Below are 18,352 nucleotides of genomic sequence, written 5' to 3'. Positions count from 1 at the left end.
TTGTTGTATTTAGGATAAAAACGCCAATTTTTCAACACGAATTTCTTGGATAATTTCGCCCTTCCAAAGGAGATACTAACAGAAATGACAAACTAGGAGAGTGCAGGAGGGAATAAGATGAATTGGACAGGATTGGCGTTGTTTATCCAGCTGTTTTTTGGGATTATTATTGGATTGTATTTTTTGAACTTATTGAAAGGCCAGCGGACACAAAAAGTTTCCATTGACCGTGATTCACGTAAGGAGATGGACCAATTACGGAAGATGAGATCGATTTCGTTAACAGAACCATTGGCAGAAAAGGTTAGACCAAGCACATTTAATGAAATCATCGGTCAAGAAGATGGGATTAAATCTTTAAAAGCTGCTTTATGTGGGCCGAATCCCCAGCATGTGATAATTTACGGTCCTCCGGGGGTGGGGAAAACGGCTGCTGCCAGACTTGTTTTGGAAGAGGCGAAGAAAAATGGCAAGTCCCCTTTTAAGAACTCTGCCGTTTTTGTTGAATTGGACGCCACCACAGCCAGGTTCGATGAACGAGGGATTGCCGATCCGCTCATCGGTTCTGTGCACGATCCAATCTACCAAGGAGCCGGGGCAATGGGACAGGCAGGAATTCCGCAGCCAAAGCAGGGTGCAGTCAGCAATGCACATGGAGGCGTACTATTCATAGATGAAATAGGGGAGCTTCATCCGATACAGATGAATAAACTTTTAAAGGTATTGGAAGATCGTAAGGTTTTTCTGGAAAGTGCCTATTATCAAGAGGAAAATCAAAATATTCCCACTCACATCCATGATATTTTTAAAAATGGACTGCCGGCTGACTTTCGGTTGATTGGTGCCACAACAAGAACGCCAAATGAAATCGCGCCTGCGATACGTTCAAGATGCATAGAAGTGTTTTTCCGTGAACTGGACCGGGAAGAAATAATCGCCGTGGCCAAGAATGCCTCAGATAAAGTGGGGATCACCATCAGTGATAAAGGCTTGGAATCGATTTCGGATTATGCCCGAAATGGCAGGGAAGCTGTCAACATGATTCAGACTCTTGCAGGAATCTCAATTAATGAAAACAGGACTTTCATCAGGGAAGAAGATATAGATTGGATGGCCCATAGCAGCCAGCTGACCCAAAGAATGGACAGGAAAATAGAAGCGAAATCCAAAATAGGCCTTGTCAACGGCCTTGCAGTCTATGGTCCAAACAGCGGGGCATTGCTGGAAATAGAGGTTACGGTAATGGCTGCATCTGATGAAAAAGGTTCGATAAACATTACCGGTATCGTTGAGGAAGAAAGTATCGGCGGCGGGAGTGGCAAATCGGTTCGACGCAAGAGCATGGCGAAAGGTTCGATTGAAAATGTCATTACGGTATTACGCTCGATGGGAGTGCCTGCCAATCAATTCGATATCCATGTGAACTTTCCGGGCGGAAGTCCAGTGGATGGCCCTTCTGCAGGGATTGCAATGGCCACAGGCATATACTCGGCCATATATAAAATCCCTGTTGACCACACTGTGGCGATGACTGGGGAAATAAGCATTCATGCTGGCGTTAAACCGATCGGCGGTGTCATTCCGAAAATCAAGGCGGCTAAACTTGCCGGGGCAAAAAAGGTAATCATCCCAGCCGAAAACATGCAGCCGCTTCTATCTGAAATCAAGGATATAGAGATCATTCCTGTTTCGAATGTGAAAGAAGTGCTGGATCAGGCACTGAAGAAAGAATTGATGTCGGAACAAATCCTCACAACCTTGGACCTATCAAAAAAAGAAAGTGTATAAAGGATATGCCCCGGCTAAAAATAGAACCGGGGCATTTTAAGGACAAAATTGGCGTTCCCGGCCACCCTGCCGTAAAAAATAAACACGCATTCAGGCGTGCTTTTTTATCTAATATTGGAGATAATAATAGCAGTCGAAACGTGTTAAGGTAAACGAATAGACACTTCTATATAAATAGGATAGAATTGTTAAAAGGTTGAGAACATGGGTAAATAGTTTACAACGACGATACTAATTAGATGGAGGTGTCAGGAAATGACTGATAAAGAAATCATCGTCCCCCTCCTGCCGCTTAGAGGACTGCTTGTATATCCAACGATGGTACTTCATTTAGATGTAGGCCGAGATAAATCGGTACAAGCCCTTGAGAAAGCAATGGTGGAAGACCATCTTATATTTTTGACGACACAACAAGATGTTTCGTTGGACGAACCAGGTGAAGAAGATTTATTTACAATGGGAACTTTAACAAAGGTAAAACAGATGTTGAAGCTTCCGAATGGTACAATCCGGGTGTTGGTGGAAGGGTTGAACCGCGCAGAAGTCATGGAATTTTACGATTATGAGACACATTATGGTGCCAAGATTAAAATATATGAAGACAGTGATGAAAAGGATGCTGAACATCAAGCATTAATGCGCACACTACTGGATTATTTTGAACAATACATAAAAATGTCCAAGAAAATAACCGGTGAAACGTTTTCGTCCACTTCGGATATTGAAGAGCCTGGGCGATTAGCGGATATAATCGCTTCCCATTTGCCTTTGAAATTGAAGGAGAAGCAAGAAGTGCTTGAGACCATTGATATGAAAGAGCGTCTTAGCCGTGTAATCGAGATCATCAATAACGAAAAAGAAGTTCTTTTTCTCGAGAAAAAGATCGGCCAGCGTGTTAAACGATCGATGGAACGGACTCAAAAGGAATATTATTTACGAGAGCAAATGAAAGCGATCCAAAAGGAATTGGGCGATAAAGAAGGAAAAACAGGGGAAATTGAAGTCCTGAACGAAAAGATAGAAGAAGCGGATATGCCTGAGCATATCAAAGAAACGGCATTAAAGGAATTGGACCGTTATGAAAAAGTTCCTTCGAGCTCAGCTGAAAGCTCTGTGATCCGCAATTATATCGAATGGCTGATCTCTCTTCCTTGGACCAAAGCGACCAAAGATGACTTGAATATTCATAAAGCCGAAAAAGTCCTGAACCAGGACCACCATGGTTTGGAAAAGGTGAAGGAGCGTGTGCTTGAGTATTTGGCCGTACAGCAATTGACCAAATCATTGAAGGGACCGATCCTTTGCTTGGTGGGACCGCCAGGAGTCGGGAAAACGAGCTTGGCTAAATCGATCGCTTCATCCCTGAATAGGAATTTCGTCCGTATATCTTTAGGTGGGGTGCGCGATGAATCAGAAATCCGCGGACATCGCCGCACATATGTAGGGGCAATGCCGGGACGGATCATTCAAGGCATGAAAAAAGCTGGAACGATAAATCCGGTCTTTTTACTGGACGAAGTGGATAAGATGTCCAATGACTTTAGGGGAGATCCATCTGCAGCGATGCTTGAGGTGCTCGATCCAGAGCAAAATCATAATTTCAGTGATCATTATATTGAAGAAACCTACGATCTTTCCAAAGTCATGTTCGTCGCAACGGCAAATAATCTGGGGTCGATTCCTGGTCCGCTTCGTGATCGTATGGAAATCATTTCGATTGCAGGTTATACTGAGATAGAGAAACTTCATATAGCCAAGGATCACTTGCTGCCTAGACAGCTTGAAAACCATGGTTTATTGAAGACACAATTGCAAGTCCGTGAGGAAGCACTTACAAAAATCATCCGTTACTATACTCGGGAAGCCGGTGTTCGGAGTCTGGAACGACAGCTTGCAGGCATCTGTCGGAAGACTGCAAAAATCATCGTGTCCGGAGATAAAAAGCGGGTCGTCATCGCTGAAAAGAATGTCGAGGAGTTTTTAGGGAAAACCATGTTCCATTATGGACAGGCGGAGGTCGAGAACCAAGTTGGTGTAGCTAATGGTTTAGCATACACGTCGGTAGGTGGCGATACGCTGCAAATCGAGGTTTCCTTATCACCAGGTAAAGGGAAGCTGATCCTGACAGGAAAGCTTGGCGATGTAATGAAAGAGTCAGCCCAGGCTGCTTTCAGTTATGTCCGTTCAAAAACCGAGAAACTTCAGATTGATGCGAACTTCCATGAAAAATATGATATTCATATTCATGTCCCCGAAGGTGCGGTTCCAAAAGATGGCCCTTCTGCAGGCATCACGATTGCAACAGCGTTAATATCGGCCCTTACAAATAGGCCGATCAGAAAAGAGGTAGGCATGACAGGCGAAATTACATTACGCGGACGGGTTCTTCCGATCGGCGGGCTTAAAGAAAAATCTTTAGCGGCCCATCGCGCAGGACTTACGAAAATCATCATCCCGCAAAATAACGAAAAGGATATTGATGATATCCCGGAAAGTGTCCGTAAAGCATTAACATTTGTTCCAGTTTCACACGTCGATGAAGTCCTTGAGCATGCATTGGTAGGTGTGAACGAATGAAAGTAACAAGTTCAGATATTGTCATCAGTGCTGTGAAGCCTGAACAATATCCCAATACTCCAATACCGGAATTTGCCTTGGCAGGCCGTTCCAACGTTGGGAAGTCCAGTTTCATCAACAAAATGATCAATCGAAAAAACTTGGCGCGCACATCCTCTAAACCGGGTAAGACGCAGACCTTGAATTTTTATATCATAAATGAAGCACTCCATTTTGTGGATGTACCGGGTTATGGTTATGCAAAAGTATCCAAGACGGAGCGTGATGCTTGGGGGAAGATGATCGAAACGTACTTCACTTCCCGTGACCAGCTCCGCGCTGCGCTTCTGATCGTCGATTTGCGTCATCCGCCGACAAAGGATGATATCGCAATGTATGAATTCCTGAAGCATTATGACCTGCCCCGGATCGTCATTGCCACCAAAGCGGATAAAATTCCAAAAGGCAAATGGCAGAAACACTTGAAAATCACGCGCCAAACGTTAAATATGGAAAAAGAAGATGAATTGCTTCTATTCTCTGGTGAAACAGGCGAAGGTAAGGAACAAGCATGGGGCGTCCTTAAGAAATATATGTAAAAGAAAAGGGTATTCCGCATCTGGAATACCCTTTTTCATTATGTAATCGAAAATCTTCACTTTTTTCGAACCAAAAAATAAATGCCGATCGCCATCAAGGCAAAGGGCCAAAACCTTTCGATGTTCGCGGTGGTTGTTTCAACAATCCCGAAAGACGTTGTGATTTTATCGTAGAATAAGAATGTGATCGAGACGATGAATATGACCATCCCGTGAAACATTCCAGAATTTGTTTTACGTGCCCGGAGAATAAATCCCAGTGAGATGATTAAAATAAAGATACCTATATCATCCGGCCAAATCTCCAGGTTCTCGGCGATGTGGAAGTGGGCACCGAACCCAAGTAAGATGACGCCTGGCAGGATGGACTCATATTCATTACCGCTATATGCCTGAATCAGGAAGGCGGCACCGACAATACATAATAAAGTGGGCCAGCTGAAAAAGCCCGGAAAGATTTCGATTTGGGAATGTTCAAGAAAAAAATAGAGCCCGAAACCGATTAAAACGATTCCTGGGAAAATACGTTGCGTTTTCATTTTATCCTCCTATGCAATTCGATTACTTGAAGTTTTTTGCCATTTTTGATATGGTACTTTTGTACACAATGTCGAAATATGTATGTAACTTTACAAATCCCGCTTAGACACCTTTTGTAGCATTGAGGCGTTTTGGCTGTCTTTTCATGGTAGCATATGTTTTCATAAACTGTTCATATTATTTGCGTGAATCCATTTTAGTACATGGTATAATTAATTTACATGAAAAATTTTGGGGGTGCAAAACAAAAGGATGCATATTCTAGCGGTTGGTATAAATTACAAAACTGCCCCTGTAGAAATTCGGGAAAAACTATCGTTTAACGAAGCCGAACTTGCCGAGGCAATGAAAGCTCTTAAAAATAAAAAAAGCATCTTGGAAAATATTATTATTTCAACATGTAACAGGACGGAAATCTATGCGGTCGGGGACCAGCTCCATACAAGCAGGTATTATATCAAGGAATTTCTTTCGGAATGGTTTAAAATCGATAAAGAAGAATTTTCTAAATATCTGTTCATTTATGAAGGCGATGGGGCTGTCGAGCATTTATTTTCAGTTACCTGCGGTTTGAATTCCATGATACTGGGAGAAACTCAGATTTTGGGACAAGTACGTTCAAGCTATTTGTTAGGGCAGAAGGAAGATACGATCGGTACCGTTTTTAACCATCTCTTCAAGCAAGCCCTTACATTAGCTAAAAAAGCTCATTCGGAAACCGAAATCAATACCAATGCCGTTTCCGTCAGCTATGCGGCAGTCGAGCTTGCAAAAAAAATCTTTGGAGGCCTGAATGGCAAGAATGTCTTGATTCTTGGGGCCGGTAAGATGGGTGAGCTGGCCATTCAAAATCTGCATAGCAATGGCGCCGACAGTATTACGGTCATTAACCGCACCTTTCAGAAAGCGGTCGACCTGGCTGAGAGATTCAATGGTACGGCCAAACAGCTGCAAGAGCTTCAATGCGCTTTAGTGGATACCGATATCCTGATTACTTCCACTGGTGCAAAAGATCTTCTTGTAACAAAAGAAATGATGTCATTCGTCAATAAGCTTCGTAAGGGCCGTCCTATTTTCATGGTCGATATCGCAGTGCCGCGTGACCTCGATCCAACATTGGCCGAGCTGGAAAATGTCTTCTTGTATGACATTGACGATCTGGAAGGGATCGTGCAAGCCAATATCGAAGAACGTAAAAAAGCTGCCGAGAAAATAGAAATGATGATCGAATCAGAAATCGTGGACTTCAACCAGTGGATTAATTTACTTGGTGTGGTTCCCGTCATTTCTTCTTTACGGGAAAAATCCCTATCGATACAAAAGGAAACGATGGAAAGCATCGAAAGAAAGCTTCCGCATTTGAGCGAACGTGACAAAAAAGTCCTGAACAAGCATACGAAAAGCATCATCAACCAAATGCTGAAAGATCCGATACTTTATGCAAAAGAGCTGGCAGATGAGCCGAATGCAAAAGAGCAATTAAATAATTTCGTGAAAATCTTCCATTTAGAGGAATTGATTGAAGACCAGCTGGTTGGGGATGAAAAAGAACGGAACAGCTCCAAGTCATCCCTATTGAATCCAGTTCCTGTCCAGTAATGAGGTAGATATGGAATTACTAATGACAAGATTGCATGAAGCCACTGTTTTGCTGTATGCCATCAGTATGCTTTTATACTTTATTGATTTCCTTAATAATAACCAGAAGGCGAACAGGGTCGCCTTCTGGTTGCTTTCTATTGTTTGGGTGCTGCAAACAATTTTTTTGTTTCTGTATGTGTTGAAAACGGGAAGGTTCCCGGTATTGACGATTTTTGAAGGCTTATATTTTTATGCATGGGTCCTCATATCGCTATCATTGATCATTAACCGATTGCTAAGAGTCGATTTTACGGTCTTTTTTACGAATGTATTAGGTTTCATGGTTATGGCCATCCATACCTTTGCACCTGTTCAGATAGAATCTCAAGTGCTTGCACAGCGCCTGGTTTCAGAGCTATTGCTCATACATATCACTTTTGCGATCCTATCATATGGGGCATTCACGCTTTCTTTCGTTTTTTCAGTTTTATACTTAATTCAATATGATTTATTGAAACGGAAGAAGTGGGGAAAACGCCTGCTTCGACTCGGCGATTTAACAAAGCTCGAGCATATGTCCTATGTCCTCGCAGTTATAGGTGTTCCATTATTGGTGGTCTCCCTCATCCTCGGGATTCAATGGGCTTATATAAAAGTCCCTGGGGTATCCTGGCTGGACATGAAGATCATCGGCTCATTTATTTTGCTTATTGCTTACAGTGTGTTTTTATACTTGAAGATTCGGAAACAAATGTATGGAAGGACGCTAGCCTTTCTGAATATTGGATCTTTCATGATTGTGTTAATTAACTTTTTCCTTTTCGGAAGCCTTTCAACATTCCATTTTTGGAATACATAGGAGGAAACTATGAGAAAAATAATTGTCGGTTCAAGACGTAGTAAATTAGCGATCACCCAAACGAACTGGGTGATCGATCAACTTAAAGGACTTGGGGTCCCATACGAGTTCGAGGTGAAGGAAATTGTCACAAAGGGTGACCAAATCCTTGATGTAACACTTTCCAAGGTCGGCGGAAAGGGCTTATTCGTTAAAGAAATCGAACAAGCGATGCTGGATAAAGAAATTGATATGGCCGTACATAGTATGAAGGATATGCCGGCAGTGCTGCCTCAAGGTTTGACGATCGGCTGCATACCACCGAGGGAGGATCATCGGGATGCCTTGATTTCAAAGAACCATGAAACCCTTTCCGAACTGAAGCCCGGTTCCATCATAGGTACAAGCAGCTTGCGGCGTGGCGCACAAATTTTGGCTAGAAGGCCGGACCTTGAAATTAAATGGATTCGCGGAAATATCGATACCCGTCTGAATAAGCTGAAAACGGAAGATTATGATGCTATCATTTTAGCGGCAGCCGGACTATCAAGAATGGGTTGGGAGCAGGACATCGTAACGGAATTTTTAGATGAAGATATTTGCATTCCGGCAGTTGGACAAGGAGCTCTTTCCATTGAATGCCGTGAAGACGACAAAGAACTGCTGGCGGAACTTGCGAAATTGACCTGTGAAAAAACGAAAAGGACGGTTGAAGCGGAACGTGCCTTTTTGGATAAAATGGAAGGCGGATGCCAGGTGCCGATTGCTGGATTTGCGGTGGCAAAAGATAATGGGTCCGTTTCCTTGACGGCTTTGGTCGCTGCCCCGGATGGAAAGGTGATATATAAAGAAATGGTTGAAGGTGCTGATCCAGAGGCGGTTGGGCATGCTGCTGCCAAACAGATTAGCGAAATGGGCGGTAAAGAATTGATCGATCGCGTAAAAGAAGAGCTTGATCAGTAATGAACCCAGTTCAACCTCTTAAGGATTATCAGGTATTGATCACCAGAGGGAAAGGACAGGCAGATGGTTTAAAAGAGTCGATCGAAAAAAATGGCGGAACGCCGCTTCTTGTGCCATTGCTTGAGTTCACCCTTCCAGATCATATGGAAGATGTGCATCAGCGGTTTGAAGAGTTGCTTACATATGACTGGATCATTCTGACCAGTCAAAATGGGGTGGATTTCTTCTTTAAGCTTCTTGGAAACCAGCCTTTGAAGCTTCCGAAAATAGCCGTAATCGGCTCCAAAACAGAAGCTGCCCTGAAACGGCATGGTTATAAGGCGGATTTCGTTCCAGCTCAGTTTGTTGCCGAAGGGTTCGTGGCGGAGTTCAATACCCTGCTAGATCCGGGTGCCCGAGTGTTGCTGGCAAAAGGAAATCTCGCAAGGGCGGTTATAGCGGAGGCGATCAATGAAGCTGGAGCAATCTGTGATGAAGTGATAATTTATCATACAGTGCTTCCTCGAAGCAGTGAAAAAAAACTGGTGCAGCTTATAAAGAACCATGAAATCGACATCATGACCTTTACGAGTTCATCGACGGTCAATCATTTTTTACAGATCATGAAAAGCCATGAATTGGATACATACATAGACCGGATCATCATCGCCTGCATCGGGCCGATTGCCGCTAAAACGGCTGAAAAACATGGGCTATCCGTCGATGTCTGTCCAGATGTTTATACGACGGATGCCATGGTTGCGGAGTTAATACGCTTTATCTTGAAAAGAAATAAACAGGGAGGAACTTTCAAATGAAAAACATTCCATTCAATCGCCACCGCCGCTTGCGTGCAAGTGCTGGCATGAGGGCTTTAGTCCGTGAAACACAATTGCATAAAGAGGATTTGATTTATCCGATCTTCGTAATCGATGGGAAAAATGTGAAAAATGAAATCAACTCCATGCCAGGTATCTATCAGCTATCCATGGATAATCTGGGTGCCGAAATGGATGAAGTCGTGAGTCTGGGCATTAAATCAGTCATTTTATTCGGTGTCCCTTTTGATCATGATAAAGACGAACAGGGAACAGGGGCATTTCATCACAACGGACTTGTGCAAGAAGCAACCCGCTTTATTAAAAAACAATATCCTGAAGTTATTGTCATAGCGGATACCTGCCTTTGCGAGTATACAAGCCATGGCCATTGTGGGGTCGTTGAAGGGGAAAAAATCCTTAATGACGCTTCTCTTGACCTTCTTGCCAAAACGGCAATCAGCCAGGCTGAGGCCGGCGCAGACATCATTGCGCCTTCCAATATGATGGACGGTTTCGTTGCGGCCATCCGTGCAGGTCTGGATGAAGCGGGTTATGAAGATATTCCGATCATGTCCTATGCGGTGAAATATGCTTCGGCTTTTTACGGCCCATTCCGTGATGCCGCGAATGGTGCGCCGCAATTTGGCGACAGGAAAACTTACCAAATGGATCCCGCCAATCGCCTTGAAGCGTTTCGTGAAGCTGAAAGCGATGTTGCTGAAGGTGCGGACTTCCTAATCGTGAAACCGGCCCTTTCCTACATGGACATCATCAGGGACGTTAAGAATAACTTTAATCTTCCGATCGTTTCCTATAATGTCAGCGGTGAATATTCAATGGTCAAAGCTGCTGCCCAAAACGGCTGGATTGATGAAAAAGCGATAGTGATGGAAATGCTGACAGGCTTGAAACGCGCAGGTTCCGACTTGATCATCACGTATTTTTCAAAAGAGGTAGCACGCTGGATTAACGAAGATAATCAATGATAAACAAATATAACCTGTAATGGAAAAAGGGGATTGAATCATGCGGTCATATGAAAAATCGAAAAAAGCTTTTGCCGAAGCAAAAAATTTGATGCCAGGCGGCGTGAACAGCCCGGTACGTGCCTTCAAATCTGTGGACATGGATCCCATTTTCATGGAGCGTGGAAAAGGCTCGAAAATGTATGATATCGATGGAAATGAATATATCGACTATGTTCTTTCATGGGGACCGCTCATCCTGGGTCACACGAATGACCGTGTCGTGGAATCATTGAAAAAAGTAGCGGAGTCAGGTACAAGCTTTGGAACCTCTACACTGATTGAGAATGAACTGGCCAAGCTGGTCATGGAACGGGTGCCTTCGATTGAAATGATCCGGATGGTATCATCAGGAACCGAAGCGACGATGAGTGCGCTAAGGCTGGCACGAGGCATTACAGGCCGTGATAAAATCCTGAAATTCGAAGGTTCCTATCATGGCCATGGCGATTCATTGCTGATCAAAGCGGGTTCCGGCGTTGCAACATTAGGTTTACCGGATAGCCCTGGTGTACCGGAAGGCATTGCAAAAAATACGATTACCGTAGCATATAATGATCTTGCTGCAACCAAATATGCGTTTGAACAATTTGGCGAAGACATCGCCTGTATCATCGTAGAACCTGTTGCAGGGAATATGGGTGTGGTTCCGCCACAACCTGGTTTCCTCGAAGGCTTACGTGAAGTGACGACCCAATACGGGGCTTTATTGATCTTTGACGAAGTCATGACAGGGTTCCGTGTCGGCTATAATTGTGCACAAGGCTATTTTGGCATCGTACCTGACCTGACTTGCCTTGGGAAAGTAATTGGCGGCGGCTTGCCTGTCGGAGCATTCGGAGGCAAGCGCGAATTCATGGAACAAATTGCCCCGAGTGGGACAATCTATCAAGCGGGAACATTGTCCGGTAATCCTCTTGCCATGACGGCCGGCCTTGAAACGCTGAGCCAATTGACTCCAGAATCTTATGTTGAGTTCACTCGAAAAGGGGATATGCTCGAAAAAAGAATTGGAGCGGCAGCGGATAAGTACGGTGTTCCCCATACATTCAACCGTGCCGGCTCCATGATTGGACTTTTCTTTACTAATGAGGATGTCGTAAACTATGATACAGCAAAAACATCCGATTTAGAGTTCTTTGCTTCCTACTATAGGGAAATGGCGAATCAAGGCATCTACTTGCCGCCGTCACAGTTTGAAGGGTTATTCCTTTCCACTGCACATAGTGATGAAGATATCGAAAAAACCATTGCTGCGGCAGAACAGGCTTTTGCCAAATTAAAAAAATGATTCAAGGCTTCAGGAGCTACCGCGATAATCGATAATGATAAATTTGAACTGGCTGCCATTTTTCCAAAAACTTTTGGAGAAATGCAGCCAGTTTTTTTGAATTCAATCCGTATGTGTAAGAACCGAATTTAACGTTCACGGCCGAATTAATTGGAGGTAGGTCGAAATAATTGGTAGAAAGCAGAATTAATAGGCTGTTGGGAATTAATATGGCGGTATGCCGAGCGGGTTTTTCAAGCTGATTGTTATTCCCGCTTGATTTAGCCTGAAAATTGAACCTCTTTCTTTTAATTCAGGGAATATCTAAGGAGAGCTGCAAATGAATTAAGGAATAAACAGCTTCCTCCCTTCATAGATTGATATTGGTATAGGTACCGTTTCATGAAGCTGAAAGGAGGAGTTGTCTTGTCGCAAGAAAATGAATCGTATTTACGATTTTCTTTAGAGGAATCCGTTTGGTTCCAGAAGGGACAGGAAGTGGCTGAGCTATACTCTATTTCCCTTGATCCAAATGTGTCGATTCAAGAAAGTGATCAATATGTTTTTATACGAGGCTCGTTGGATTTAAGCGGTGAATACAAAGACTCGCAAAATGGTGAAGAAGAGGAGTTTTCGCAGACCTTTTTGCCAAAAGCGGTTCAAAAGGTCGAGAGGCATCCCAATGGACTTAATGAGTTCACACACCGTTTTCCGGTTGATATAACGATTCCGAATAATCGGATTGCCTCTTTGGATGAGGTTGATGTCTCGATTCAAAGCTTTGATTATGCCATGCCAGAGCATAACTGCTTGAAATTGCAGGCGGACCTTTTGATAACCGGAATCTATAATGATTCATATGTGGAAGAACGGTTTGATACTGAGCAGGAAGTTGGGGAAACGGAGGATCAGGAAGAAACGGATGGGGAAAATGAGTCATATATTCCTTATGCAGCCGCAGTGCCGCCAATCCCGGATTTTCAGCCCGTTTTCCGTGATGAGGAGGAAGAAGAGTTATACGCGCCTTTTTCTGCAGAGTCAAAACGGGTTTCTGAAGCAAATGAAGAAGAAGAAGAGGAACCGATTTATTTAAGCGATCAGCATAATGCTCCCGTTTTTGAAATTCCTGTTTCACCATATCCTGAAGAGGAGGAATGGGAAACGGAAGTGCATAGACAGGAAGAAGCTGAAGCTGTAGAGGAAGAAGTAATTGGTGATCCGCCTGACTCCCCGGAAAAGGTACCTTCCATGGGAGAGGCAAAATTGGAGGAAGAACCAAGCAGGCAGGATTCCTTGGAGATTCCTAGAGTGACATTTATAGAAGATGTAGAAGAAGAGCCAAGTCAAGCAACCAATCATGAAAGTAGCCCAGTTTTAAATGTAGAAACCGAGGATGTCATCCGGCAGGAAGACGATGCCGTTACAGCGGGTCCTATCCTTAATGAGAATGTTAAGGTGGAGCAGGAAGAGGAATCCAATTCGTCCATAAGCGATCTATTCAAAAAGAGGGAAAGACCTGCGCCTCCGGCTAAGGAGGGTAAGAGTTTCAAAGGCAGGAAACAAGCAGCGGAACGTGATGAAAAAGAAACGGCCGATCATGATGAAAAGCAGCTTTCCATCATGGATTTATTCGGACGGAAACAAGAAGAAGAACTGGTAAGGATGAAGGTTTGCATTGTTCAGCAAGGGGAAACGCTTGATGACTTGGCTCAACGATATGATGTTACGGTTCAATCGATCCTTTTCAGCAATGAATTGGAGTCGAATCAGAACGTCCATGAAGGGCAAGTCATTTATATACCGAAGGCGGTTGCGTATAAGAATTGACCGGGACAGAGAGCAGGGCATATGCTCTGCTCCTGTTTTTTAAATGCTAGAGGAAGCGGATTGTTTAGTTTTTTTAGAGAAAGTGAGTGAGTCTCGTGAGGGAAAACGAGAATCAGCAGCCTGCCAATCGGGATCGGGACACGGAGACCGTATTGAAGGAATATGCCATGTATGTACAATATATTGAGGACTTCGGGCGTGTAAAAAAAGTATACAGTGATCGCGGTACATTTGCCTTGAAATCCATGTCACCGCATAACGGCATTGATTTTATCAAAAATGTTCAAAAACTGTACCATCGCGGCTATAATCGAATCGTTCCCATTTATCAAACGATGGATCAGCGTTACGCCGTTCTTCATAATGGACGTTTGTATTACCTGATGCCCTGGCTCAATGATGAAAGGGACGGGGAGCGCGATGAAAAGCATAAGCAATTGTTCAGGGAGCTTGCTCGGATGCATACACTTTCCGTTAAGGAAATACAAGTGGATATTGAGGAACGGGAAGCACATTATGAGCGGACGCTTGATGCCTGGAATAACGAAAAGGAATTTATAGAAGAGTATATTGTCAGCTGTGAAAAGAAGTGGTATATGTCTCCATTCGAACTGACGGTTTGTTCTTTCTACACTGATATTTCACAGGCGCTGAAGTACTCGATCAAGAAGTTTGAAACCTGGTATGAAAAAACGAAGGATAGTGAAAAGGTTCGAACCGTGGTAACGCACGGAAAGGTTTCTTTGAAGCATTTCGTTTATGATGAGCGGGGATATGGCTACTTCATCAATTTTGAGAATTCGAATACGGCTCCGCCGCATTTCGATTTACTGCCATTTCTCGTTAAATCGGCCAGGACCTATCCTGTCCAATGCGATGACTGTGTTGACTGGCTATATAACTATTTTCGTTATTTTCCGTTAAAAGAAGAAGAGTTATTGCTCATGCAAAGTTATCTGGCATTCCCTGGATCAGCTTTGGAATTAGTGAAGGGTTATTCCGATGGCAGGGGCCATCGTTCAGAGCTTGATAATGTCACGCAACTTCAGCGGCAATTTTGGCTATTGAAAAATATTGAATATATGGTGATGAGAATCGAAGAAATCGAACAGAAGAAAAAGGCGGCTGCCGAGGCTGCCAAAGAAGAACAATCACCCCCAAGCTAAATATACATGATTGGATCATCTCCAGTCATGTATATTTTTTTGCTGTAAGGGAATAATTAAATCCATTCGAAATACAAAGACATGGCCAGGAAAATAAACGCGATAAGCAGGAGCATATCGAAAAAAGTCGGGAAAATCAGCGTACGTAATCCTTGGAATACGATAAAGGGGACGATGAACTGCTGGCAGACACCGCGGAATTTTTTCACCCAAGGCGGTAAAGTATAGGGAGTATATCTTCGCTTCATATTATTACCTTCCTTTTTAGGACTTCTTATATTCTATGGGTGGGCAGTGAAAAAGGTGAAACAGCCGTCACATTCACTGTTTCTGGAGGATAAAATAAAGAAAAATGAACATGAATGCATCAAATGGGATGATTCCTGAGTAAGTAAGCGAAAAGATGATTGACTGGAGCCCCATGTTTTTTGTACTATATACTATATGCATTCAATGTTTTTACATATGAATATAAATCAATGCAAAGACCGGAAATAGTAAGATGAAATGCACTTTTCAGAGAGGAAACCAAATTGGTGCGAGGTTTCCAGGCAGCAGCATCCGAAGTCGTCCGCGAGCAGTCTTCGTGAACTTCTTAGTAGCGAAGGCCGGTGAAGAGCCGTTATCCGATTTGAGAGCCGAAAGGGATTTTTTTCTTTTTCGGAAAAAAGGTGGCACCGCGAACAACTTCCTTCGTCCTTTTGAGATGATGGAAGTTTTTTTTATGCCCAAAAGGAGGAAATGATATGGAAGAGAACCAAATTTCAATGCCGACTAAATATGATCCGCAGACGATAGAGAAAGGCCGCTACAAATGGTGGCTTGATGGAAAGTTTTTCGAAACGACGGGTGACGATAAAAAAGAACCATACACGATTGTCATCCCGCCGCCTAACGTTACAGGTAAGCTGCATCTTGGCCACGCTTGGGATACGACACTTCAAGATATATTGACACGCATGAAAAGGATGCAAGGCTATGATGTTTTATGGTTACCAGGAATGGACCATGCCGGTATTGCCACTCAAGCGAAAGTAGAACAGAAACTTCGTGCGGATGGCGTGAGCCGTTATGACCTTGGGCGTGAAAAATTCGTGGAAGAGACATGGAAATGGAAAGAGGAATATGCGAGCCATATCCGTGAACAATGGTCAAAGCTAGGTCTTGGACTTGATTATAACCGGGAACGCTTCACCCTGGATGAAGGTCTTTCAAAAGCAGTGCGCGAAGTGTTCGTTTCGCTTTATAACAAGGGCTTGATTTATCGCGGCGAATACATCATCAACTGGGATCCATCAACGAAAACGGCGTTATCCGATATCGAGGTCATTTACAAAGATGTGCAGGGCGCATTTTACCATATGAAATATCCATTGGTTGACGGATCGGGTGAAATTGAAATTGCCACCACCCGTCCAGAAACGATGCTTGGCGATACTGCTGTTGCTGTACACCCTGAAGATGACCGTTATAAACACTTGATCGGCAAAAAGGTCCGCTTGCCAATTACAGGCAGGGAAATCCCGATTGTCGGTGATGATTATGTCGATATGGAATTCGGTTCAGGCGCGGTCAAAATTACTCCTGCTCATGATCCGAATGACTTCGAAATCGGGAACCGTCACGACTTGGAGCGCATCCTTGTCATGCATGAAGATGGCTCGATGAATGAAAAGGCCGGTAAATATGAAGGCATGGACCGTTTTGAATGCCGTAAGCAAATCGTCAAGGACCTTCAGGAAGAAGGAGTACTCTTCAAAATCGAAGATCACCTTCACTCAGTAGGCCATTCAGAGAGAAGCGGTGCTGTTGTTGAACCATATCTTTCGACGCAATGGTTCGTTAAGATGCAGCCGCTGGCTGATGCATCCGTTGAGCTTCAAAAAGGAAGCGATGAGGAAAAAGTTCATTTCGTACCGGACCGTTTCGAGAAAACGTACCTGCATTGGATGGAAAATATCCGCGACTGGTGCATTTCCCGTCAGCTTTGGTGGGGTCACCGCATTCCCGCCTGGTACCATAAAGAAACAGGTGAAGTGTATGTAGGTCATGAAGAGCCGGCGGACGCTGAAAACTGGGAACAAGATACAGATGTCCTTGATACATGGTTCAGCTCGGCATTATGGCCATTCTCGACTATGGGCTGGCCTGACAAGGACAGTGTCGATTTCCAACGTTACTATCCAACCGGGGCACTTGTAACAGGCTATGATATCATTTTCTTCTGGGTATCGCGGATGATTTTCCAAGCTCTTGAGTTCACAGGTGAACGACCATTTGAAGATGTGCTGATCCACGGTCTGGTTCGTGACGAACAGGGGCGCAAGATGAGTAAATCGCTAGGCAATGGTGTCGATCCGATGGATGTCATTGATCAATACGGTGCCGATTCCCTGCGTTACTTCTTATCTACGGGCAGCTCGCCAGGCCAGGACCTTCGTTATAGTACGGAAAAAGTCGAAGCAGTTTGGAATTTCTCCAATAAGATTTGGAACGCATCCCGTTTTGCTTTGATGAACATGAATGGCATGACGTATGAAGAAATCGATTTAAGCGGTGAGAAGTCTGTAGCCGATAAATGGATCTTGACGCGTTTGAATGAAACGATTTCCAACGTAACCAGACTTGCGGACCGTTATGAGTTTGGTGAAGTGGGCCGTGTGCTATACAACTTCATTTGGGATGACTTCTGTGACTGGTATATTGAAATGGCGAAACTTCCGCTATATGGAGAAGACGAAGCGGCTAAGAAAACGACGCGCTCGATCTTGGCGTATGTACTGGATAACACAATGAGATTGTTACACCCGTTCATGCCATTCATTACCGAAGAAATCTGGCAGAACCTACCGCATCAAGGTGAGTCCATCACTGTTGCCGCTTGGCCGGAAGTGAATGAAGAGTTGACAGATACAGCTGCAGCCGAGGAAATGAAGCTGCTTGTTGAAATCATCCGCTCCGTCCGTAATATCCGTGCTGAGGTGAACACACCGTTAAGCAAAAAAATCAATTTGATTTTAAAAGCGAAAGATGAGGCCATCTTAGCGACATTACAGAAAAACAGCAGCTATATCGAGCGTTTCTGTAATCCTGAACAATTGACGATCGGAATCGAAGTCGAAGAGCCTGCTCAAGCCATGACAGCTGTCGTAACTGGCGTAGAACTAATCCTTCCGCTTACAGGACTGATCAATATTGACGAAGAAGTGAAACGTCTTGAAAAAGAACTCGACAAACTTAATAAAGAAGTTGAGCGTGTACAGAAAAAATTAGGCAACGAGGGCTTCGTTAAAAAGGCGCCGGCAAGCGTCATCGAAGAAGAACGTGCCAAGGAAAAAGACTATAGCGAAAAACGCGACTCCGTAATCCACAGGATCAGCGAACTGAAACAACTGTAAA

At 43.9% G+C, this 18,352-nt stretch carries 14 protein-coding genes and 1 other annotated feature; of the genes, 12 read left to right on the top strand and 2 right to left on the bottom strand.

The window, feature by feature from the left end:
• The first annotated feature begins 117 nt into the window (after positions 1 to 117).
• From lonB to yihA, 3 genes are all read left to right on the top strand, one after another.
• Positions 118 to 1,788, top strand: coding sequence for an ATP-dependent protease LonB (gene lonB, locus ACJ9PY_RS18800; RefSeq protein WP_095679665.1), 1,671 nt, complete (start codon positions 118 to 120; stop codon positions 1,786 to 1,788).
• A 255-nt stretch (positions 1,789 to 2,043) separates the two neighbouring features.
• Positions 2,044 to 4,365: an endopeptidase La gene (gene lon / locus ACJ9PY_RS18795; RefSeq protein WP_411738743.1), complete on the top strand. Its 2,322-nt coding sequence runs from the start codon at positions 2,044 to 2,046 to the stop codon at positions 4,363 to 4,365.
• Positions 4,362 to 4,943, top strand: coding sequence for a ribosome biogenesis GTP-binding protein YihA/YsxC (yihA, locus tag ACJ9PY_RS18790; protein WP_034308918.1), 582 nt, complete (start codon positions 4,362 to 4,364; stop codon positions 4,941 to 4,943). Before lon ends, yihA begins: the two co-directional genes overlap by 4 nt.
• A gap of 56 nt (positions 4,944 to 4,999) precedes the next feature.
• Here yihA and ACJ9PY_RS18785 read toward each other — a convergent pair whose 3' ends face one another.
• Positions 5,000 to 5,482, bottom strand: a complete 483-nt coding sequence (locus ACJ9PY_RS18785; protein ID WP_063575548.1) for a LiaI-LiaF-like domain-containing protein — start codon at positions 5,480 to 5,482, stop codon at positions 5,000 to 5,002.
• A gap of 253 nt (positions 5,483 to 5,735) precedes the next feature.
• Here ACJ9PY_RS18785 and hemA point away from each other — a divergent pair, with 253 nt between their 5' ends.
• The 8 genes from hemA (at position 5,736) to ysxE (ending at position 14,953) form a co-directional block, all read left to right on the top strand.
• Positions 5,736 to 7,082 (top strand): glutamyl-tRNA reductase, encoded by a 1,347-nt coding sequence (gene hemA / locus ACJ9PY_RS18780; protein ID WP_411738742.1) that lies wholly within the window; start codon positions 5,736 to 5,738, stop codon positions 7,080 to 7,082.
• Between the two features lie 10 nt (positions 7,083 to 7,092).
• Positions 7,093 to 7,923: an inner membrane protein YpjD gene (locus ACJ9PY_RS18775; RefSeq protein ID WP_034308913.1), complete on the top strand. Its 831-nt coding sequence runs from the start codon at positions 7,093 to 7,095 to the stop codon at positions 7,921 to 7,923.
• A gap of 9 nt (positions 7,924 to 7,932) precedes the next feature.
• Positions 7,933 to 8,865 (top strand): hydroxymethylbilane synthase, encoded by a 933-nt coding sequence (gene hemC / locus ACJ9PY_RS18770; RefSeq protein WP_057276649.1) that lies wholly within the window; start codon positions 7,933 to 7,935, stop codon positions 8,863 to 8,865.
• Complete coding sequence (locus ACJ9PY_RS18765) at positions 8,865 to 9,662, top strand: uroporphyrinogen-III synthase (RefSeq protein WP_098185769.1); 798 nt, start codon at positions 8,865 to 8,867, stop codon at positions 9,660 to 9,662. Before hemC ends, ACJ9PY_RS18765 begins: the two co-directional genes overlap by 1 nt.
• Positions 9,659 to 10,651 (top strand): porphobilinogen synthase, encoded by a 993-nt coding sequence (gene hemB / locus ACJ9PY_RS18760; RefSeq protein ID WP_048688903.1) that lies wholly within the window; start codon positions 9,659 to 9,661, stop codon positions 10,649 to 10,651. The genes ACJ9PY_RS18765 and hemB overlap by 4 nt, the downstream gene beginning before the upstream one ends.
• Before the next feature lie 40 nt (positions 10,652 to 10,691).
• The gene (gene hemL, locus ACJ9PY_RS18755; RefSeq protein WP_411738741.1) at positions 10,692 to 11,981 is read left to right on the top strand and encodes a glutamate-1-semialdehyde 2,1-aminomutase; all 1,290 of its coding nucleotides are present in this window, start codon (positions 10,692 to 10,694) and stop codon (positions 11,979 to 11,981) included.
• A 405-nt stretch (positions 11,982 to 12,386) separates the two neighbouring features.
• Positions 12,387 to 13,787, top strand: coding sequence for a LysM peptidoglycan-binding domain-containing protein (locus tag ACJ9PY_RS18750; RefSeq protein ID WP_411738740.1), 1,401 nt, complete (start codon positions 12,387 to 12,389; stop codon positions 13,785 to 13,787).
• A 95-nt stretch (positions 13,788 to 13,882) separates the two neighbouring features.
• Complete coding sequence (ysxE, locus tag ACJ9PY_RS18745) at positions 13,883 to 14,953, top strand: spore coat protein YsxE (protein WP_255256708.1); 1,071 nt, start codon at positions 13,883 to 13,885, stop codon at positions 14,951 to 14,953.
• 56 nt (positions 14,954 to 15,009) lie between these two features.
• On the opposite strand, the gene ACJ9PY_RS18740 is transcribed toward ysxE, so the two are convergent.
• Positions 15,010 to 15,201 carry a hypothetical protein gene (locus tag ACJ9PY_RS18740; RefSeq protein WP_034308896.1) on the bottom strand — a complete coding sequence of 64 codons (192 nt, stop codon included), beginning with the start codon at positions 15,199 to 15,201 and terminating at the stop codon, positions 15,010 to 15,012.
• A gap of 227 nt (positions 15,202 to 15,428) precedes the next feature.
• Positions 15,429 to 15,657, top strand: a binding site (T-box leader).
• Between the two features lie 42 nt (positions 15,658 to 15,699).
• Here ACJ9PY_RS18740 and ACJ9PY_RS18735 point away from each other — a divergent pair.
• Positions 15,700 to 18,351 carry a valine--tRNA ligase gene (locus ACJ9PY_RS18735; RefSeq protein WP_411738739.1) on the top strand — a complete coding sequence of 884 codons (2,652 nt, stop codon included), beginning with the start codon at positions 15,700 to 15,702 and terminating at the stop codon, positions 18,349 to 18,351.
• Position 18,352 lies beyond the last annotated feature (1 nt).

Origin of the sequence: Peribacillus sp. S4, assembly GCF_046715815.1 — a bacterium.
Lineage (GTDB): Bacteria > Bacillota > Bacilli > Bacillales > DSM-1321 > Peribacillus > Peribacillus frigoritolerans.
This window is presented reverse-complemented; position numbering and strand designations above follow the sequence as displayed.